General features: G+C 75.3%; 14 protein-coding genes. 3 read left to right on the plus strand and 11 right to left on the minus strand.

The window, feature by feature from the left end; genetic code table 11:
* Positions 1-62: 62 nt before the first annotated feature.
* From ACI79O_RS21940 to hisC, 3 genes are read right to left on the minus strand one after another with little or no spacing between them, the layout of a single operon-like run.
* Positions 63-635 (minus strand): 2'-5' RNA ligase family protein, encoded by a 573-nt coding sequence (locus ACI79O_RS21940; protein WP_456915197.1) that lies wholly within the window; start codon positions 633-635, stop codon positions 63-65.
* A complete protein-coding gene (trpS, locus tag ACI79O_RS21945; RefSeq protein WP_456915199.1) occupies positions 632-1654 on the minus strand; it encodes a tryptophan--tRNA ligase in 1023 nt (340 codons plus the stop codon). Before trpS ends, ACI79O_RS21940 begins: the two co-directional genes overlap by 4 nt.
* A 15-nt stretch (positions 1655-1669) precedes the next feature.
* Positions 1670-2815 carry a histidinol-phosphate transaminase gene (gene hisC / locus ACI79O_RS21950; RefSeq protein WP_456915200.1) on the minus strand — a complete coding sequence of 382 codons (1146 nt, stop codon included), beginning with the start codon at positions 2813-2815 and terminating at the stop codon, positions 1670-1672.
* Between the two features lie 59 nt (positions 2816-2874).
* Here hisC and galE point away from each other — a divergent pair, with 59 nt between their 5' ends.
* A complete protein-coding gene (gene galE, locus ACI79O_RS21955) occupies positions 2875-3837 on the plus strand; it encodes a UDP-glucose 4-epimerase GalE (RefSeq protein WP_456891076.1) in 963 nt (320 codons plus the stop codon).
* Positions 3838-3882: 45 nt separating this feature from the next.
* On the opposite strand, the gene ACI79O_RS21960 is transcribed toward galE, so the two are convergent.
* Positions 3883-5196: a hemolysin family protein gene (locus ACI79O_RS21960; RefSeq protein WP_456915201.1), complete on the minus strand. Its 1314-nt coding sequence runs from the start codon at positions 5194-5196 to the stop codon at positions 3883-3885.
* Between the two features lie 255 nt (positions 5197-5451).
* On the opposite strand from ACI79O_RS21960, the gene ACI79O_RS21965 reads away from it, so the two are divergent.
* A complete protein-coding gene (locus ACI79O_RS21965) occupies positions 5452-6480 on the plus strand; it encodes a CAP domain-containing protein (RefSeq protein ID WP_456915202.1) in 1029 nt (342 codons plus the stop codon).
* An 829-nt stretch (positions 6481-7309) separates the two neighbouring features.
* Here ACI79O_RS21965 and ACI79O_RS21970 read toward each other — a convergent pair.
* The 4 genes from ACI79O_RS21970 to ACI79O_RS21985 form a co-directional block, all read right to left on the minus strand.
* Positions 7310-8524, minus strand: a complete 1215-nt coding sequence (locus ACI79O_RS21970) for an NADP-dependent isocitrate dehydrogenase (protein ID WP_456915203.1) — start codon at positions 8522-8524, stop codon at positions 7310-7312.
* A gap of 64 nt (positions 8525-8588) precedes the next feature.
* The gene (gene mdh / locus ACI79O_RS21975; protein ID WP_456891070.1) at positions 8589-9542 is read right to left on the minus strand and encodes a malate dehydrogenase; all 954 of its coding nucleotides are present in this window, start codon (positions 9540-9542) and stop codon (positions 8589-8591) included.
* Between the two features lie 51 nt (positions 9543-9593).
* Positions 9594-9896 carry a DUF3017 domain-containing protein gene (locus ACI79O_RS21980; RefSeq protein ID WP_456891068.1) on the minus strand — a complete coding sequence of 101 codons (303 nt, stop codon included), beginning with the start codon at positions 9894-9896 and terminating at the stop codon, positions 9594-9596.
* On the minus strand, positions 9893-10762 hold the full coding sequence (locus ACI79O_RS21985) for a bifunctional methylenetetrahydrofolate dehydrogenase/methenyltetrahydrofolate cyclohydrolase (protein WP_456891066.1): 870 nt from the start codon (positions 10760-10762) through the stop codon (positions 9893-9895). Before ACI79O_RS21985 ends, ACI79O_RS21980 begins: the two co-directional genes overlap by 4 nt.
* A gap of 94 nt (positions 10763-10856) precedes the next feature.
* On the opposite strand from ACI79O_RS21985, the gene ACI79O_RS21990 reads away from it, so the two are divergent.
* A complete protein-coding gene (locus tag ACI79O_RS21990) occupies positions 10857-11495 on the plus strand; it encodes a hypothetical protein (protein WP_456915204.1) in 639 nt (212 codons plus the stop codon).
* A 75-nt stretch (positions 11496-11570) separates the two neighbouring features.
* Here the strand turns inward: ACI79O_RS21990 and ACI79O_RS21995 are convergent, their stop codons facing one another.
* From ACI79O_RS21995 to ACI79O_RS22005, 3 genes are all read right to left on the minus strand, one after another.
* Positions 11571-12200: a pentapeptide repeat-containing protein gene (locus ACI79O_RS21995; RefSeq protein WP_456915205.1), complete on the minus strand. Its 630-nt coding sequence runs from the start codon at positions 12198-12200 to the stop codon at positions 11571-11573.
* A gap of 11 nt (positions 12201-12211) precedes the next feature.
* The gene (purH, locus tag ACI79O_RS22000; protein WP_456893478.1) at positions 12212-14371 is read right to left on the minus strand and encodes a bifunctional phosphoribosylaminoimidazolecarboxamide formyltransferase/IMP cyclohydrolase; all 2160 of its coding nucleotides are present in this window, start codon (positions 14369-14371) and stop codon (positions 12212-12214) included.
* Positions 14372-14467: 96 nt separating this feature from the next.
* Positions 14468-15664, minus strand: coding sequence for a cell division protein PerM (locus ACI79O_RS22005; protein ID WP_456915206.1), 1197 nt, complete (start codon positions 15662-15664; stop codon positions 14468-14470).
* Positions 15665-15838: the final 174 nt, after the last annotated feature.

The raw sequence follows: 15838 nt of genomic DNA on the forward strand, positions 1-15838 counted from the left end.
GTCCTCCTGCTGCAGGGTCCCGCCGCGAGCCTGCGAGTGGCGGGCGGCAGGAGGGTCCTCCGTCAGCGGTACGGCGGTCCGGTCAGCGGGTACTCGCGCGCGACCGCCCAGGTGCCGGCCGGTGTCTGCTCGAACTCGGTGAACGACTCGACCCGGAACTCCGCGGTCAGGTCGGCCAGGCCGCTGTAGGCGAGGTCGAGCATGTCCTCCGGGACGTCGTGGGCCACGGTGACGTGCGGGTGGTACGGGAACGACAGCGTCCGGGTCAGCGGCCCGGTGCGGACGTCGGAGGCCAGCAGCTCGCAGTTGCCGATGCCCTTGGCGACGGCGACGAAGACGACGTCGCTGACCGGGGTGAAGGTGCCGGTGCCCGACAGGTGCATGTCGAAGGGCGGGTGTGCGGCGGCCACCCGTGTCAGGTGCTCGGTGATCGCGGGCCGGTCGGTGCAGGGCACCTCGGTGGGCGGCAGCAGCGTCACGTGCGGGGGGACGAGCGTGGCCTGGGCGTCGCCGACCTTGGTCCGCCAGTCGACGAGCACCTGCGCCCATGGCTCGGGGACGGGCACCAGCACCCCGACGACGGAGGTCTGCGGCGGCGGCGTCGAGCTGCGCGGGACGAAGGTGTCGTCGTTCACGACGCCACTCCCGCAGGAGGCAGGAAGCCGACCCGGTCGTAGACGGTGCGCACCGTCCGCGCGGCGACCTCGCGAGCCCGGGCCGCGCCGGCGGCCAGCAGCCGCTCGAGCTCGGCGCGGTCGTCGAGCAGCTCCTGGGTGCGCTTGCGCACCGGGGTGACGAACTCGGTGACGACCTCGGCGAGCTCCTTCTTCAGGTCGCCGTAGCCGCGGCCGGCGAAGCGCTCCTCCAGCTCGGGCACGGCGGTGCCCGACAGTGCGCTGTGGATGGCCAGCAGGTTGGTGACCCCCGGCTTGCCGACCGGGTCGGCGACCACCTCGCGCCCGGTGTCGGTGACCGCCGAGCGGATCTTCTTCGCCGTCACCTTCGGGTCGTCGAGCAGGAAGACGCAGCCGGCCGGGGGCAGGCTCTTGCTCATCTTCTTCTCCGGCGACTGCAGGTCGAGGATCCGCGCCGCGCCCTGCGGGATGCGGGCGGCGGGCACGGTGAACGTCTCACCGAAACGGCCGTTGAAGCGGGTGGCGAGGTCGCGGGTCAGCTCCAGGTGCTGGCGCTGGTCCTCACCCACCGGGACCTCGTCGGCCTGGTAGACGAGGATGTCGGCGGCCTGCAGGACGGGGTAGGTGAACAGCCCCACCGAGGAGCCCGCAGCACCCTCGCGCTGGCTCTTGTCCTTGAACTGCGTCATCCGGCTGGCCTCGCCGAAGCGGGCCACGCACTCGAGCACCCACGACAGCTGCACGTGCTCGGGGACGTGGCTCTGCACGAACAGCGTGCTGCGCTGCGGGTCGACGCCGAGCGCCAGCAGTTGGGCCGCCGAGACCAGGGTGCGGCGGCGCAGCTCCTGCGGGTCCCACTCCATGGTGATCGCGTGCAGGTCGACGACGCAGTAGAACGCCTCGGCCGTCTCCTGCAGCGCGACCCACTGCCGCAGCGCACCCAGGTAGTTGCCGAGGTGGAACGAGTCCGCCGTCGGCTGGATGCCGGAGAGCACACGGGGAAGGGGCACGGCGGCCATCAAACCAGCCGCGGCTCAGCCGACCGGTGCGCCGCTGCGCACGTCGTCGGCCGCCGTCCCGGACACGCCGGAGAGGACGTCGTCGAGCGCTTCGAGGAAGACGTCGTCCTCCTCGGGCGTCCCGACGGTGACCCGCAGCCCCTCGCCGGCGAAGGGGCGGGTGATGACCCCGCGTCCCTCCAGCGCCCGGGCGACCGCGGCGGTCGGCTCCCCCAGCGGGAGCCACACGAAGTTGGCCTGGCTGTCGGGGACCTCCAGCCCCCGGTCGCGCAGCGCGGCGGTGAGCCGGTCGCGCTCGGCGACGACGGCGGCCACCCGGCGGCCGACCTCCTCCTGGCTCTGCAGCGCCGCGACGGCGGCCGCCTGGGCCAGCGTGGAGACGCTGAAGGGCACGTGGGTGCGGCGGACGGCGTCGGCGACGGCGGGGTCCTCGGCGACGAGGTAGCCGACCCGCAGCCCGGCCAGGCCCCAGGCCTTGGAGAACGTGCGCAGCACGGCGACGTTCGGCCGGCCGCGCATCACCTCGAGCCCGTCGGGGACGTCGGGGTCGGTGACGAACTCGCGGTAGGCCTCGTCGAGCACGACGAGCACCGACTCCGGCACCCGGTCGAGGAAGCGCTCGAGCTCCGCGCGGCGCACCGCCGTCCCGGTGGGGTTGTTCGGGTTGCACACGAACAGCAGCCGGGTGTCGTCGTCGACCACGGCGGCCAGGCCGTCGAGGTCGTGGGTGTCGGGCGAGCTGCCCGGCCGCGAGGGCACCAGGGGCACCTGCAGGCTGCGGGCGCCGGCCACCTGCGCGAGCAGCGGGTACATCTCGAACGAGCGCCACGCGAAGGCGATCGCCGTCCCGGGGTCGTTGAACGACTGGGCGAGCTGCTGGCAGAGCATCACCGCCCCGCAGCCGGGGACGACCTGCGCCGGGTCGACGCCGTAGTGGCCGGCCAGCGCCCGGGTCAGCACGGCGGCGCCGTTGTCGGGGTAGCGGTGGGTCTCCCCCGCCGTCGTGGCCAGGGCCTGGACGACGGCCGGCAGCGGCGGGAACGGGACCTCGTTGCTGGCCAGCTTGACAGCACGGTCGACACCGAGCTCCCGCGCCAGGTCGGCGGGGTTGCGGCCCGGCTTGTAGGCCGGCAGTGCCTGGACGGCCGGACGTGCACTCACCACGGGTCAGTCCTCCGGCGCACCCGGTGCTCCCGGGCGCGGGCTCCTAGGGTGGCCCCATGCGCGTTCTCGTCGCCGGTGGGGCCGGCTACATCGGCAGCGTAGTCACCGCCGCACTCCTCGCGGGCGGCCACGAGGTCATCGTGCTCGACGACCTGTCGACCGGGCACGCCGACGCCGTCCCGGAGGGCGCCCGGTTCGTGCAGGCCACCCTGCAGGGATCGGGGCCGGTGCTGGCCGACGTCCGTCCCGAGGCGGTGCTGCACTTCGCGGCCAAGAGCCTGGTGGGCGAGTCGCAGGTGCGGCCGGAGCTCTACTGGGAGCACAACGTCGGCGGGTCGCTGGCGCTGCTCGAGGCGATGCGGGCGGTCGACTGCCGGCGGATCGTCTTCTCCTCGACCGCGGCCACCTACGGCGAGCCCGAGCAGGTCCCCATCCGCGAGGACGCGCCCACCCGGCCGACCAACACCTACGGCGCGACCAAGCTCGCCGTCGACGCGATGCTGACCTCGTACGCGACCGCGTACGACTTCGCGGCGGTGAGCCTGCGCTACTTCAACGTGGCCGGCGCCGCGTACGGCCTGGGCGAGCGGCACACCACCGAGACCCACCTCATCCCGATCGCGCTGCAGGTCGCGGCCGGGAAGCGCGAGGCGATGACGATCTACGGCGAGGACTACCCGACGCCCGACGGCACCTGCATCCGCGACTACATCCACGTCTCCGACCTCGCCGACGCGCACCTGCTCGCGCTGACCGCCCCGGAGCCGGGCGAGCACCGGGTCTACAACCTGGGCAACGGCACCGGCTTCTCGGTGCAGCAGGTGGTCGACGCCGTCCGCGAGGTCACCGGCCACCCGGTGCCGGTGCAGGTCGGCGATCGGCGGGCCGGCGACCCGGCGCAGCTGGTCGCCTCCAGCGACCGCATCCGCGCCGACCTCGGCTGGACGCCCCAGCACCCGGACCTGACCGGGATCGTGCGCGACGCCTGGGAGGTCGCGCAGGCCCGCGGCCAGGCATAGGAAGCGATACCCACGTCGAGGCGGCCCGGACGTGGGTATCGCTTCCTATGCCTCGACGTCTGCGGCGGGGGCCGCGTCTGGGGCGCGGCTGACCGACAGGCGCGCGATCCGCCGCCCGTCGAGCTCGGTGACGGTGAGCGTGCGGTCCTCGACCTCCACGGCGTCGCCGGCCTCCGGGATCCGGCCGAGCTCGGCCAGCACGTAGCCGGCGACCGTCTCGTAGGGCCCCTCGGGCAGGCGCAGCCCGGTGGCCTCGGCGAAGTCGTCGAGGTTGAGCAGCCCGTCGACCTCGTGCGGGCCGCCGGGCCGCTCGTCGCCGTCGGGCGCGACCTCCTCGTCGTACTCGTCGTAGATCTCGCCGATGACCTCCTCGATGAGGTCCTCGAGGCTGACGATGCCGTCGGTGCCGCCGTACTCGTCGACGACGATCGCCAGGTGCTGGTTCTCCCGGCGCATCTCCGACAGGGCGGTGAGCACCCCCGCGGTGCCGGGCAGCCGCTTCACCTCGCGGGCCAGGTCGCCAACCGTGGCCGCCCGCCCGGCGGGGTGCGAGGGCAGCAGCAGGTCGCGCACGTGCACGAACCCGACGACGTCGTCCTGGTCGCGGCCGGTGACCGGGTAGCGCGACCAGCCGGACTCGGCGACCTGCCGGGCGGCCCGGCTGACCGTGGTCGAGGCGTCGAGGAACTCGACCTCGGTGCGCGGCGTCATCACCTCGCGGACCTCGCGGTCGCCGGCCCGGAACACCTCGTCGATCAGCTTGCGCTCGTCGCTGCTCAGCGACTCGTGGGCGGCGACCAGGTCGCGCAGCTCCTCCTGGCTGATCGCCTCGCCGCTGGCCCTCGGGTCCCCGCCGAGCAGCCGCACGAGCACGTTGGTCGACGCCGACAGCAGCCAGATGACCGGGCGGGACAGCCGGGCGATGGTGTTCAGCGGGCGGGCCACCAGCAGCGCGAAGCCCTCGGCGCGCTGCAGCGCCAGCCGCTTGGGGGTCAGCTCGCCGACCACCAGCGACACGTAGCTGATGACGAGGGTGATCAGCACCAGGGCGAGGGTGTCGGCCATCCCCTCTCCCAGCCCGCGGGAGACCAGCCAGTCGCCGAACGGCTCGGCCAGCGTGCTGGCGCCGAAGGCCGCCGACAGGAAGCCGGCGAGGGTGACGCCCACCTGGACGGCGGCGAGGAACCGGTTGGGGTCGCCGAGCAGCCGGGCCAGGGCGGCGCCCCGGCGGCCGCGCTCGGACAGCGCGCGGACCTGCGCCTCCCGCAGCGAGACCAGCGCGATCTCCGCGCCGGCGAAGAAGCCGCCGACCAGCACGAAGACGACGACGAGGACGATGTCGAGCCAGACGTCGCTCACCGCGGTGTGCTCCTCGCGTCTCGGGGTGGGCGGGCGTGCCCATGCTCCTAGGGCCGGCCACGGGTGTGGCGGGTGGGGTTCGTGGTGTGACGTCGGTCACCTCACCCTGTCGGGTGATCTCGGGCTACGCCTACTCTCGCCGAAGTCACAGATAGCGACTTGTCGACTTCGTGAGGTAATCGCGTGCGCCACCGCCGGCCTTCCCCGCCGCCTGCCCGCCCCGTCGCCGCCCGACGGCGGGCCCGGACGCCGTGGGTGCGGGCGCTGCTCGGCCGCCGCGTCCTGCCGGTGCTGGTGGTCGTCCTCGCGGTGGCCGGCATCGTGCTGGTCGTCCCGCTGATGGCGGCCGGCCGCGGTGGGCTGTCGACGGTCGAGTCCGGGGTCACCTCGGCGGCGGCCGGGACCTCCCCGCGCACCGGTGTGGTGCGGATGGGCGTCGACGGCGAGCCGGCGCCCGGGACGACCACGGTCCCGGGTGCGCCGGGCACCACCGCGGGTGGGCCGTCGACCGGCGCGCCGTCCGACGCGCCGACGGCGGAGGCCCCGTCCCGGGACGCGCCGTCTTCGGACGCGCCGTCGCCGGACGCGCCCTCGCCGGACGCGCCCTCGCCGGATGCGCCGTCCTCGGACACGTCGTCGCCGGACGCGCCCTCGCCGGACGCGCCCTCGCCGGAGGCACCGTCCCCGACGGCGGGCAACCCGTCCGCGGGGTCGTCGTCCCCGAGTTCGCCCGCTGCCGGGTCCTCCGCTGCCGGGTCGCCGTCTGCCGCGGGGTCGCCGTCGGCCCGGTCGTCCGCCGCGGGGTCGCCGTCCGCCGCGGGGTCGCCGTCCGCCGCGGGGACCACCACCGCGACGCCGAGCACGACCCGCTCCGCGCCTGCCCCGGTGGCGGCCGCTGCCCCGGCCGCCCCGAGCACCGAGGCCGCGGTCCTGCAGCTGGTCAACCAGGCCCGCGCGGCGGCCGGCTGCGGTGCCGTCACCGCCGACCCGGCGCTGGCCGCGGTGGCCCGGGCCCACAGCGCCGACATGCGCGACCGCGACTTCTTCTCCCACACCACGCCCGAGGGGCTCTCCCCCTTCGACCGGGCCGAGGCCGCCGGGATCTCCTACGCGCGGGCGGAGAACATCGCCTACGGCCAGCCCGACCCCGCCGCGGTGATGGACGCCTGGATGAACAGCGCCGGGCACCGGGCGAACATCCTCAACTGCTCGCTGTCGAAGCTCGGCGTGGGCGTCGCGGAGGGTCCCGGCGGCCCCTGGTGGACCCAGCTCTTCGGCGCCTGACCGCTCACCGCGTGAGCGCCGCGGCCACGCGGGCGACCACCACGTCCGGTCCGCGCAGGTCGGCGGCGGTCACGAACACCACGCCCGCCAGCCCGCGGCGGTGAGCCTGGTGAGCCTCGGCCGGTCCCGCGCCGGCTGACCGGCTCCCCGTGCCAGGCGCCGTCGTACTCCACGGCCAGCCGGTGCTCGGGGAGGGCGAGGTCGACGCGCGCGACGAAGGCGCCGCCCTGGTCCCGGACGGTGTACTGCGGCACCGCGCTCCCCGGCCAGCGCGAGGAGCACGCGCACCCGGGACTCCGGCAGGGACCCGGCGCGCGGGTCGGCCAGCTCCACCGCCCGTCTCGCCCGCTGCGCCCCTCGCGGCGACGGCGGCGTGTCCAGCGACCGGCGCAGCCCGGCACGGTCGACGACGCCCCGCGCGAGCAGGACGTCGATGGCCGCCACCGCCTCCGTGGGTGGCTCCGTCCGGGCGATGTCGAGCGCCGTCCGGGTCCCGCTGGTGCTCGGGATCCGGCGCACCCGGACGACGTCGGCGGCCGGGAGCACCGTCCGGCGGACCCGCAGACGGCGACCGGTCCGAACCGCACGCCCGCGGGCACCGACACCTCCACCGGCATGGTCCCGTCCATGAGGGGCGTGGGCACCGGGCGAGCCTGCCGCGAGCCGGCGGTGGGGCGCGCTGGCTGTCCACGGGCCGCAACTGCGGGGAACACGTCGCCGCCGTGCCGCCCTGGACGACGACGCCCCGCAGTCGCGCAGGTGACCCCACCCCGGACGCACGACGGCCCCCTCACCGCGGGGGTGAGGGGGCCGCCCGGGCCGGCGAGCGTCAGGCCATGGCCTTCTGCAGGTTGGTGTCGATGGCCGCCAGGAAGTCCTGGGTGGTCAGCCACGGCTGGTCCTTGCTGATCAGCAGCGCGAGGTCCTTGGTCATCTGACCGCCCTCGACGGTGTCGATGCAGACCTTCTCCAGGGTCTCGGCGAACCGGGTGACCTCGGGCGTGTCGTCGAGCTTGCCGCGGTGGGCCAGGCCTCGGGTCCAGGCGAAGATCGACGCGATCGGGTTGGTCGAGGTCTCCTTGCCCTGCTGGTGCTGGCGGTAGTGCCGGGTGACCGTGCCGTGGGCGGCCTCGGCCTCGACCGTGCGGCCGTCGGGGGTCATGAGCACCGAGGTCATGAGGCCCAGCGAGCCGAAGCCCTGCGCCACGGTGTCGGACTGGACGTCGCCGTCGTAGTTCTTGCACGCCCAGACGTAGCCGCCCTCCCACTTGAGGGACGCGGCGACCATGTCGTCGATGAGCCGGTGCTCGTAGGTGATCCCGGCCTTCTCGAACTGGTCCTCGAACTCGGTCTCGAAGACCTCGGCGAAGACGTCCTTGAACCGGCCGTCGTAGGCCTTGAGGATCGTGTTCTTCGTCGACAGGTACACCGGGTAGCCGCGCTGCAGGCCGTAGTTCATCGAGGCGCGGGCGAAGTCGCGGATCGACTCGTCGAGGTTGTACATCGCCAGCGCGACGCCGGCGCCGGGCGCCTGGAAGACCTCGTGCTCGATCGGCGCGGACCCGTCCTTCGGGGTGAAGGTCACCGTCAGGGTGCCCTCGCCGGGGAAGCGGAAGTCGGTGGCGCGGTACTGGTCGCCGAAGGCGTGACGGCCGACGATGATCGGCTTGGTCCAGCCGGGCACCAGCCGCGGCACGTTCTGCATGATGATCGGCTCGCGGAAGATGACGCCGCCGAGGATGTTGCGGATCGTCCCGTTCGGGGAGCGCCACATCTTCTTGAGGCCGAACTCCTCGACCCGCGCCTCGTCCGGGGTGATGGTGGCGCACTTGACGCCGACGCCGTGCTGCTTGATGGCGTTGGCGGAGTCGATGGTGACCTGGTCGTCGGTGGCGTCGCGGTGCTCGATGCCCAGGTCGTAGTACTCCAGGTTGACGTCGAGGTAGGGCAGGATCAGCTGGTCCTTGATGAACTGCCAGATGATCCGGGTCATCTCGTCGCCGTCGAGCTCGACGACGGTGCCCTCGACCTTGATCTTGCTCACGTCAGACATTCCCTCTCATGCAGCTCCGGCCCGTCGGACCGGACGTCGGTCAGGTGTCGCCGCCTCACATGTCGGCGACGTCGGCCTGCTTCGCTCGCACGGCCTCGGCGGCCTCGCGCAGGCCGGACAGCTCGCTCTCGGTCAGGTCCCCCTCGACGACCCGGCGCACACCCTCCCGCCCGATCTCGGCCTCCACGCCGAGGTAGACGCCGGAGATGCCGTACTCGCCGTCGACCCAGGCGCACACGGGCATGACCGCACCCGAGTCCTCGATGACGGCGCGGGCCATGCGGGCGGCGGCGGCCGACGGCGCGTAGTACGCCGACCCGGTCTTGAGCAGCGCCACCACCTCGGCGCCGCCGTTGCGGGTGCGGTCGACCAGGTGCTCGATGCGGTCGGCGGCCAGCACGTCGGACAGCGGCTTGCCGTCGACGGTGCAGCGCGAGGGCACCGGCACCATCGTGTCGCCGTGCGAGCCGAGGGTCAGCGTCTGCACCGAGGACACCGGTACGCCGAGCTCCTCGGCGACGTTGTTGCTGAACCGGGCGGTGTCGAGCATGCCTGCCTGCCCCATGACGCGGTTGCGCGGGAAGCCGGTGGCCAGCTGGGCTAGCGCGGTCATCTCGTCGAGCGGGTTGGACACCACGATGACGACGGCGTCCGGCGAGGTCCGGGCGACGTTCTCCGCGACCTGCCGGACGATCTTGGCGTTGGTCTCGATGAGGTCCATGCGGCTCATGCCGGGCTTGCGGGGCAGGCCCGCGGTGATCACGACGACGTCGGACCCCTCGGTGCCCTCGTAGGAGCCCCCGCCGACGCCGACGACCTTCGTCTCGAAGCCCTCGATCGGGCGTGACTGGTTGATGTCGAGGGCCAGGCCCTCGGGCTTGCCCTCGACGATGTCGGTGAGCACGACCGTCTCGAAGACGTCGTACTCCGCCAGTCGCAGGGCGGTGGTGGAGCCGTAGAAGCCGGCACCGACGACGGTGACCTTGCCGTTCCTGGGCTGCTCTGCCATGGGCGTCAACCTAGACCGGCCCCCGGGTGCCCGCGCCCGCGGGCCGGGGGCTCAGCCGCCCGGGACCAGGATGCTGAGGACGGCCAGCGCGGCACCGGCACCGGCCATGAGGACGACGTCGACCGGGCGGCTGCGGACGGCGAGGAAGCCCACCCGCCGGACGGGCAGGACCAGCCGCAGCACGCCGGCCCCGACGAGCGCGAGCGCGACGACCAGCAGCCCCCGCCGCCAGTGCTCGAGCGCGACCATCCCCAGCCCGACCGCGACCGCGACCAGCACCGCGAACAGCGGGAGCTGGCGCAGCAGGCCGGCCAGGAAGGGCCGGCGGGTGTAGAGCGGGGGTCGGGTCGTCAAGCGGTGAGCACCTCGTCCGCGGCCGCCCGCTCGGCGGCCAGCACCACGTTCTGCAGTAGCATCGCCCGGGTCATCGGCCCGACGCCGCCGGGGTTGGGCGCCACGTGCCCGGCCACCTCGGCGACGTCCGCGGCGACGTCGCCGGCGATCTTCCCGTCGACCCGGCTGACGCCCACGTCGAGCACCGCGGCGCCCGGCTTGACCACGTCCGCGCTGACCAGCCCCGGGACGCCGGCCGCGGCGACCACGACGTCGGCGGCGCGGAGGTGCGCGGCGAGGTCGCGCGTGCCGGTGTGGCAGAGGGTCACGGTGGCGTTCTCGGTGCGGCGGGTCAGCAGCAGCCCGAGCGGGCGGCCGACGGTGATGCCGCGCCCCACCACGACCACCTCGGCGCCGGCGACGGGGACGTCGAAGCGGCGCAGCAGCTCGACGATGCCGACCGGCGTGCACGGCAGCGGCCCGTCGACGCCGAGCACGAGCCGGCCCAGGTTGACCGGGTGCAGGCCGTCGGCGTCCTTGGCCGGGTCGATCGCCTCGAGGACGGCGTACTCGTCGACCTGGCGCGGCAGGGGCAGCTGGACGATGTAGCCGGTGCAGGCCGGGTCGGCGTTGAGCTCCTCGACGACGGCGAGCACGTCGGCGAGGGTGGCGGTGGCCGGCAGCTCGCGCTGGATGCTGGCGATGCCGACCTGCGCGCAGTCCGAGTGCTTGGCGTTGACGTACCAGCGGCTGCCCGGGTCGTCGCCGACCAGCAGCGTGCCCAGCCCGGGCCGGTGCCCGGCCGCGGTGAGGGCCGCGACCCGCGCGGTCAGCTCCTGGCGGATGGTCGCTGCGGTGGCCTTGCCGTCGAGGATCGTCGCGGGCACCCGCCCAGTGTGCCGGAGCCGGCGACGGACGAGGCCGCGCGGCCCTACCCTCGCGGCGAGGGCCCGTCGTCGTCCCGGACACGGAGGAGAGCAGATGACCGAGCGCGACCCGTCCACCCGCGCGATGCCGGCCGGGCAGCCCGGCGACTGGCGGGAGCAGACGACGCCGGGCCTCTCCCCGGTGGGTGGCGCCTCCGCCGCCGGCCCGGGCGGCTACGGCCAGCCCGCCCCGGGCGGGTACGGCGGGCCGGGCCCGTACACGCAGCCGGACTACTCGAGCAAGCCGGTGGCGGTCCGCGGTCCCGCCTCCCTGGCCGGGCTGCTGCTGATCCTGGCCGGCATCGCCGCCGGGATCAGCCTGGCGCTGCGCTGGCTGGCCGCGGAGAACGACCTCGGCTGGGACCTCGTGCGCCGGGGGTTCGACGAGCTGGGGAGCGGGTTCGGCACGCTGGTCGACACCGGCTTCTGGCAGCCGCTCGCCGTCGTCCTCGGCGGCGGGGTGCTGTTCCTGCTCGGCATCCTGATGTGGCTGCCGGCGCGCTCCCACCGCTTCCTCGGCGTCCTCGCCCTCGCCGTGAGCGCCCTGGCGCTCGCCGCGGTGCTCGTCCCGCTGTCGCAGGAGGGGTGGGAGCCCGACGAGTTCCGGCTGGGCTTCTGGTTCGCCTGCGCGGTCGGCGTCCTGGGCCTGCTCGGCGCCCTCAAGGCGATGCTGACCGGCCGGAAGTACCGGTGAGGTGTCCGGGCACTTCCGCGGAAGTGCACGGACACCCTGCTGACCAGCCGGGCACTCCCGCGGAAGTGCCCGGGGTCAGCCCTCGACGAGGGCGCCGTGGGCCGTGGCCACCTGGACGGCCTGGGCGAGGTCGAGACGGACACCGGTCAGCTCCAGCGCCCGCCACGGCCAGGCCTCGGTGGCCGCGCCGCGCAGGTCGGAGCCGCGCAGCCTCGTCCCCTGCAGCCGGGCGCGGTCGAGGTCGGCGCCGGTGAGGTCGCACTCGCGCAGGTCGGCGTCGGTGAGGTCGGCCTCGCGGAACCGCTGACCGGACAGGTCGCTGCCCGAGAGGTCCACCCCCCGCAGCGACGTCCAGCTCCAGTCCGAGTCGCTGCTGGTCAGCGGCCGCACCGTGGCGCCGACGAACTGCGAGCCGGTGAGCTTGCAGCCGTCCCAGACGACGTCGATGAGCCGGGCGCGGTCGAACCGGCAGGAGAGGAACGCGCTGCCGCGGTGCCGGGCGCCGCTCATCCGCACGCCGGTCAGCACGCAGGAGTCGAACACGCAGCGCCGGGTGACCAGCTCGGTGAGGTCGGCGTCCTCGAAGCGGCAGCGGGTGAAGGTGACGCCGTCGAGCTCGGCGCCCCACCAGTCGACGCGGGCGAGGTCGGCGTCCTCGAGCTCCTCCCCCGGCTCCGGCGGGCGGACGTGGGGCCGGCCCCTCAATGCGCCCGGCCTCAGTGCGCGAAGTGGCGGGTGCCGGTCAGGTACAGCGGGACGCCGGCCGCCCGCGCCGCCGCGACGACCTCCTCGTCCCGCACCGACCCGCCCGGCTGCACGACCGCCCGCACCCCGGCGTCGAGGAGCACCTGCAGGCCGTCGGCGAACGGGAAGAACGCGTCGGAGGCGGCGACCGACCCGGGGGCGCGCTCCCCCGCCCGCGTCACGGCGAGCCGGGCGGCGTCGACCCGGTTGACCTGTCCCATGCCCACGCCGACGGTCGCCTTGTCGTGGGCGAGCAGGATCGCGTTGGACCGGACCGCGCGCACGCTTCGCCAGGCGAAGACGAGGTCGTCGAGGCCGGCGGCGTCCAGCGGCTCCCCGGTGGCGAGGGTCCAGGTGGTGGGGTCGTCGCCGGCGGCGTCGATGCGGTCGGCGGTCTGCAGCAGCAGCCCCCCGCTGACCGGCCGCGTCTCCACCGCCGGCCGGCCGGCCTCGGGCAGCCGCAGCAGCCGGATGTTCTTCTTCGCCGTCAGCACCTCGACGGCGTCCGCGGTGAACGACGGCGCGACGACGACCTCGGTGAACACGCCGGCGACCTGCTCGGCCATGGCCAGGTCGACCTCGCGGTTGGCCGCGATGACGCCGCCGAAGGCCGAGACCGGGTCGCAGGCGTGCGCCTTGCGGTGGGCGGCGGCGACGTCGGTGCCCACCGCGATCCCGCAGGGGTTGGCGTGCTTGACGATCGCCACGCACGGGTCGTTGTGGTCGTGCGCGGCCCGCCACGCGGCGTCGGTGTCGACGTAGTTGTTGTAGGACATCTGCTTGCCGTGCAGCTGCTCGGCGTGCGCCAGCCCGGGCTGTCCGCTGCGGTAGAGCGCCGCGCGCTGGTGCGGGTTCTCGCCGTAGCGCAGCACCTCGGCGCGCTCCCACGAGGCACCGGCCCACGCCGGGAAGCCCGACTCGTCGTCCGGGGCCAGCACGTTGCCCATCCAGGAGGCGACGGCGATGTCGTAGGTGGCGGTGTGCCGGAACGCCGCGGCGGCCAGCCGCTGCCGCTGGGCCAGGGTGAACCCGCCGCCGGCGACCGCCGCGAGCACGTCGCCGTAGCGGGCCGGGTCGACGACCACGGCGACCGACGGGTGGTTCTTCGCCGCGGCCCGCACCATCGCCGGGCCGCCGATGTCGATCTGCTCCACGCACTCGTCCGACGTGGCGCCCGAGGCCACGGTCTCGGTGAACGGGTAGAGGTTGACCACCACGAGGTCGAACGCGGTGATGCCGAGGTCCTCGAGCTGGCGCACGTGCTCGGGCCGGCGCCGGTCGGCGAGGATCCCCGCGTGCACCGCGGGGTGCAGGGTCTTGACCCGCCCGTCGAGGCACTCCGGGAAGCCGGTCACCTGCTCGACCGGGGTGACCGGGACGCCGGCGTCGGCGATGCGCCGCGCCGTCGCGCCGGTGCTGACCAGCTCCACGCCGGCGTCGGCCAGGCCGCGGGCGAGCTCCTCGATGCCGGTCTTGTCGTACACGCCGAGCAGGGCCCTGCGGACGGGGACGCGGTCGTCGGTTCCGGTCACTGGGGCTGCCTCCGTCCCGGTGACGAGTCGCGCCACCGTCTCCACCAGGAGCGTGCGCTCCACGGCCTTGATCCGTTCGTGCAGGCGGTCCTCGTCGTCGCCGGGCAGCACCGCCACCTCGCGCTGGGCCAGCACGGGACCGGTGTCGACGCCGGCGTCGACCAGGTGCACGGTGCTCCCGGTGACCGGCACCCCGGCGGCCAGCGCGTCCCGGACGGCGTGCGCGCCGGGGAAGGCCGGGAGCAGCGCGGGGTGGGTGTTGACCAGGCGGCCCTCGTACCGGGCCAGGACGGCGGGGCCGACGATCCTCATGAAGCCCGCGGAGACGACCCAGTCGGGGCGGTGCGCGGCGATCGCGCCGGCCAGCGCGGCGTCCCACGCGGCCCGGTCGGGGAAGTCGCGCAGCCGCACCGTGAAGGTGGGCAGGCCGCGGCGGCGGGCGTGCTCCAGCCCGGCGGCGTCGCGGTCGCTGCCGACGGCGACCACCTCGGCCGGGTACTCGGCGTCGTCGGCGGCGGCCAGCAGCGACGCGCACAGCGACCCGGTGCCCGACAGCAGCACCACGACCCGCGCCCGCTCGGGACGTACGGCGGCCGGCACGCCGCCGACAGTAGACGGACACGCCAGTCGCTCCCCGGCCCCCTCGCAGGGCCCCGCCACGAGCTCGCGAGTGGTGGGGGGCGAGGGGGTCCTTGCTCAGTCGCCCGCGCGCCAGCGGGTGACGGACGCGGCGACGGCGGCGGCGATGCCGGCCTGCACCGCCACGGCGAGCCCGGTGGCCAGCGGCGGGGCGCCGACGTCGGCCAGCGCGCCGTCGCCCAGGGAGCCGCCGGCGACGGCCACGGCCAGCCCGCACGCGACGCCGAGCAGCACCCCGGCGAGGACGCCCCACAGCCCGGCCGACACCGAGCCGCCGTCGTCGTCGGTCATCCGGCGGCCGAGCACGGTCCCGGTGACCAGGCCGGCCAGGGCGGGGACCGCCTGCGAGGCGAACGCGAGCAGCGGCACCGCCTGGGTGTCGGGCAGGGCGGCCAGCAGCGGCAGCGCGGGGACCGGGCCGAGGCTGACGCCGTGCACCGATACCACGGTCGCGGAGCCGACCGCGAAGCCGGGCCCGGCGGCCACCCCGAGCGCGGCGGCGGCCGCGTTGGGCAGCAGCAGCGCCCCGAGCCCCAGCAGGCCGAGGACGCCGGCGCCCGAGCCGCCCAGCGACCCGGCGACGGCGGCGTACCCGGCGGTGTCGGAGGCCAGGGCGACGGCGACCACCGCGCAGCACAGCCCGGCGGCGGTGAGCAGCCCGGCCAGCACGGCGGGCAGCACCGGCCGCGCCGGCCCCGGCAGCCGGTCGAGGAGGTCCTCGAGCAGGCCGCCCTCCCGCAGCACGCCCCAGCCGACGGCGAGGACGGCGAGGACCGCCGCGCCGGCCGTGCAGCGCAGCAGGTCGGTGCGCGCACCGGGCCCGTCGACGGCGAGTGCCACCAGCACGACGAGCAGGGCGTGGACGGCGGTCCCGGTCCCCACGACGACCCCGGCGGCGCCCGGCCCGGGCGGTTCGGTCACCCGTGCGACGCCCCGGCCGGCGCGGGCCAGCCCGAACGCGACGGCGAGGGTGACCAGCAGCGGTGCGAGCACCAGCGGGCCCGAGGACAGCCGGAGGCCCCCGCCGTTGGCCAGCAGCCACAGCTGCCCGGCGACCCGGGCCGAGCCGCCGACGGGCAGGCCGCCGGTCGGGTCGAGCGCCTGGACGACGACCAGCGCCAGTCCCAGCCCGACGAGTCCCAGGACGGTCACCGCGGCGGTGGCGGCGGCCGCGAGGGCCACGGGGTACCCGGCCCGGCGCGCACCGGGCGCCTGCTGCCCGGGCAGGGGCAGACGTGCCAGCAGGGAGACCACGTCCCCACTGTCGCAAGCGCGGCCGCCGTCTGTCCGCCGCACGCGCCGGAGCGGTCCCCCGGACGCCGGTGGGGGGGGGGGGGCGGGGGGCGCGGCCCCCCCCCCGCCCGGGGGGGCCCCGGGGGGGGGGCGCGGGGCGCGGGGGTGGTCCAAACCTCCCCCCACGCGGTGTTG

This window comes from Geodermatophilus sp. SYSU D00696, from assembly GCF_054050235.1.

Coding starts and splice junctions, on each gene's coding strand:
- trpS (WP_456915199.1), bottom strand. CDS start 1,654: ATGGCCGCCGTGCCCCTTCCCCGTGTGCTCTCCGGCATCCAGCCGACG.
- galE (WP_456891076.1), top strand. CDS start 2,875: ATGCGCGTTCTCGTCGCCGGTGGGGCCGGCTACATCGGCAGCGTAGTC.
- mdh (WP_456891070.1), bottom strand. CDS start 9,542: ATGGCAGAGCAGCCCAGGAACGGCAAGGTCACCGTCGTCGGTGCCGGC.
- ACI79O_RS21990 (WP_456915204.1), top strand. CDS start 10,857: ATGACCGAGCGCGACCCGTCCACCCGCGCGATGCCGGCCGGGCAGCCC.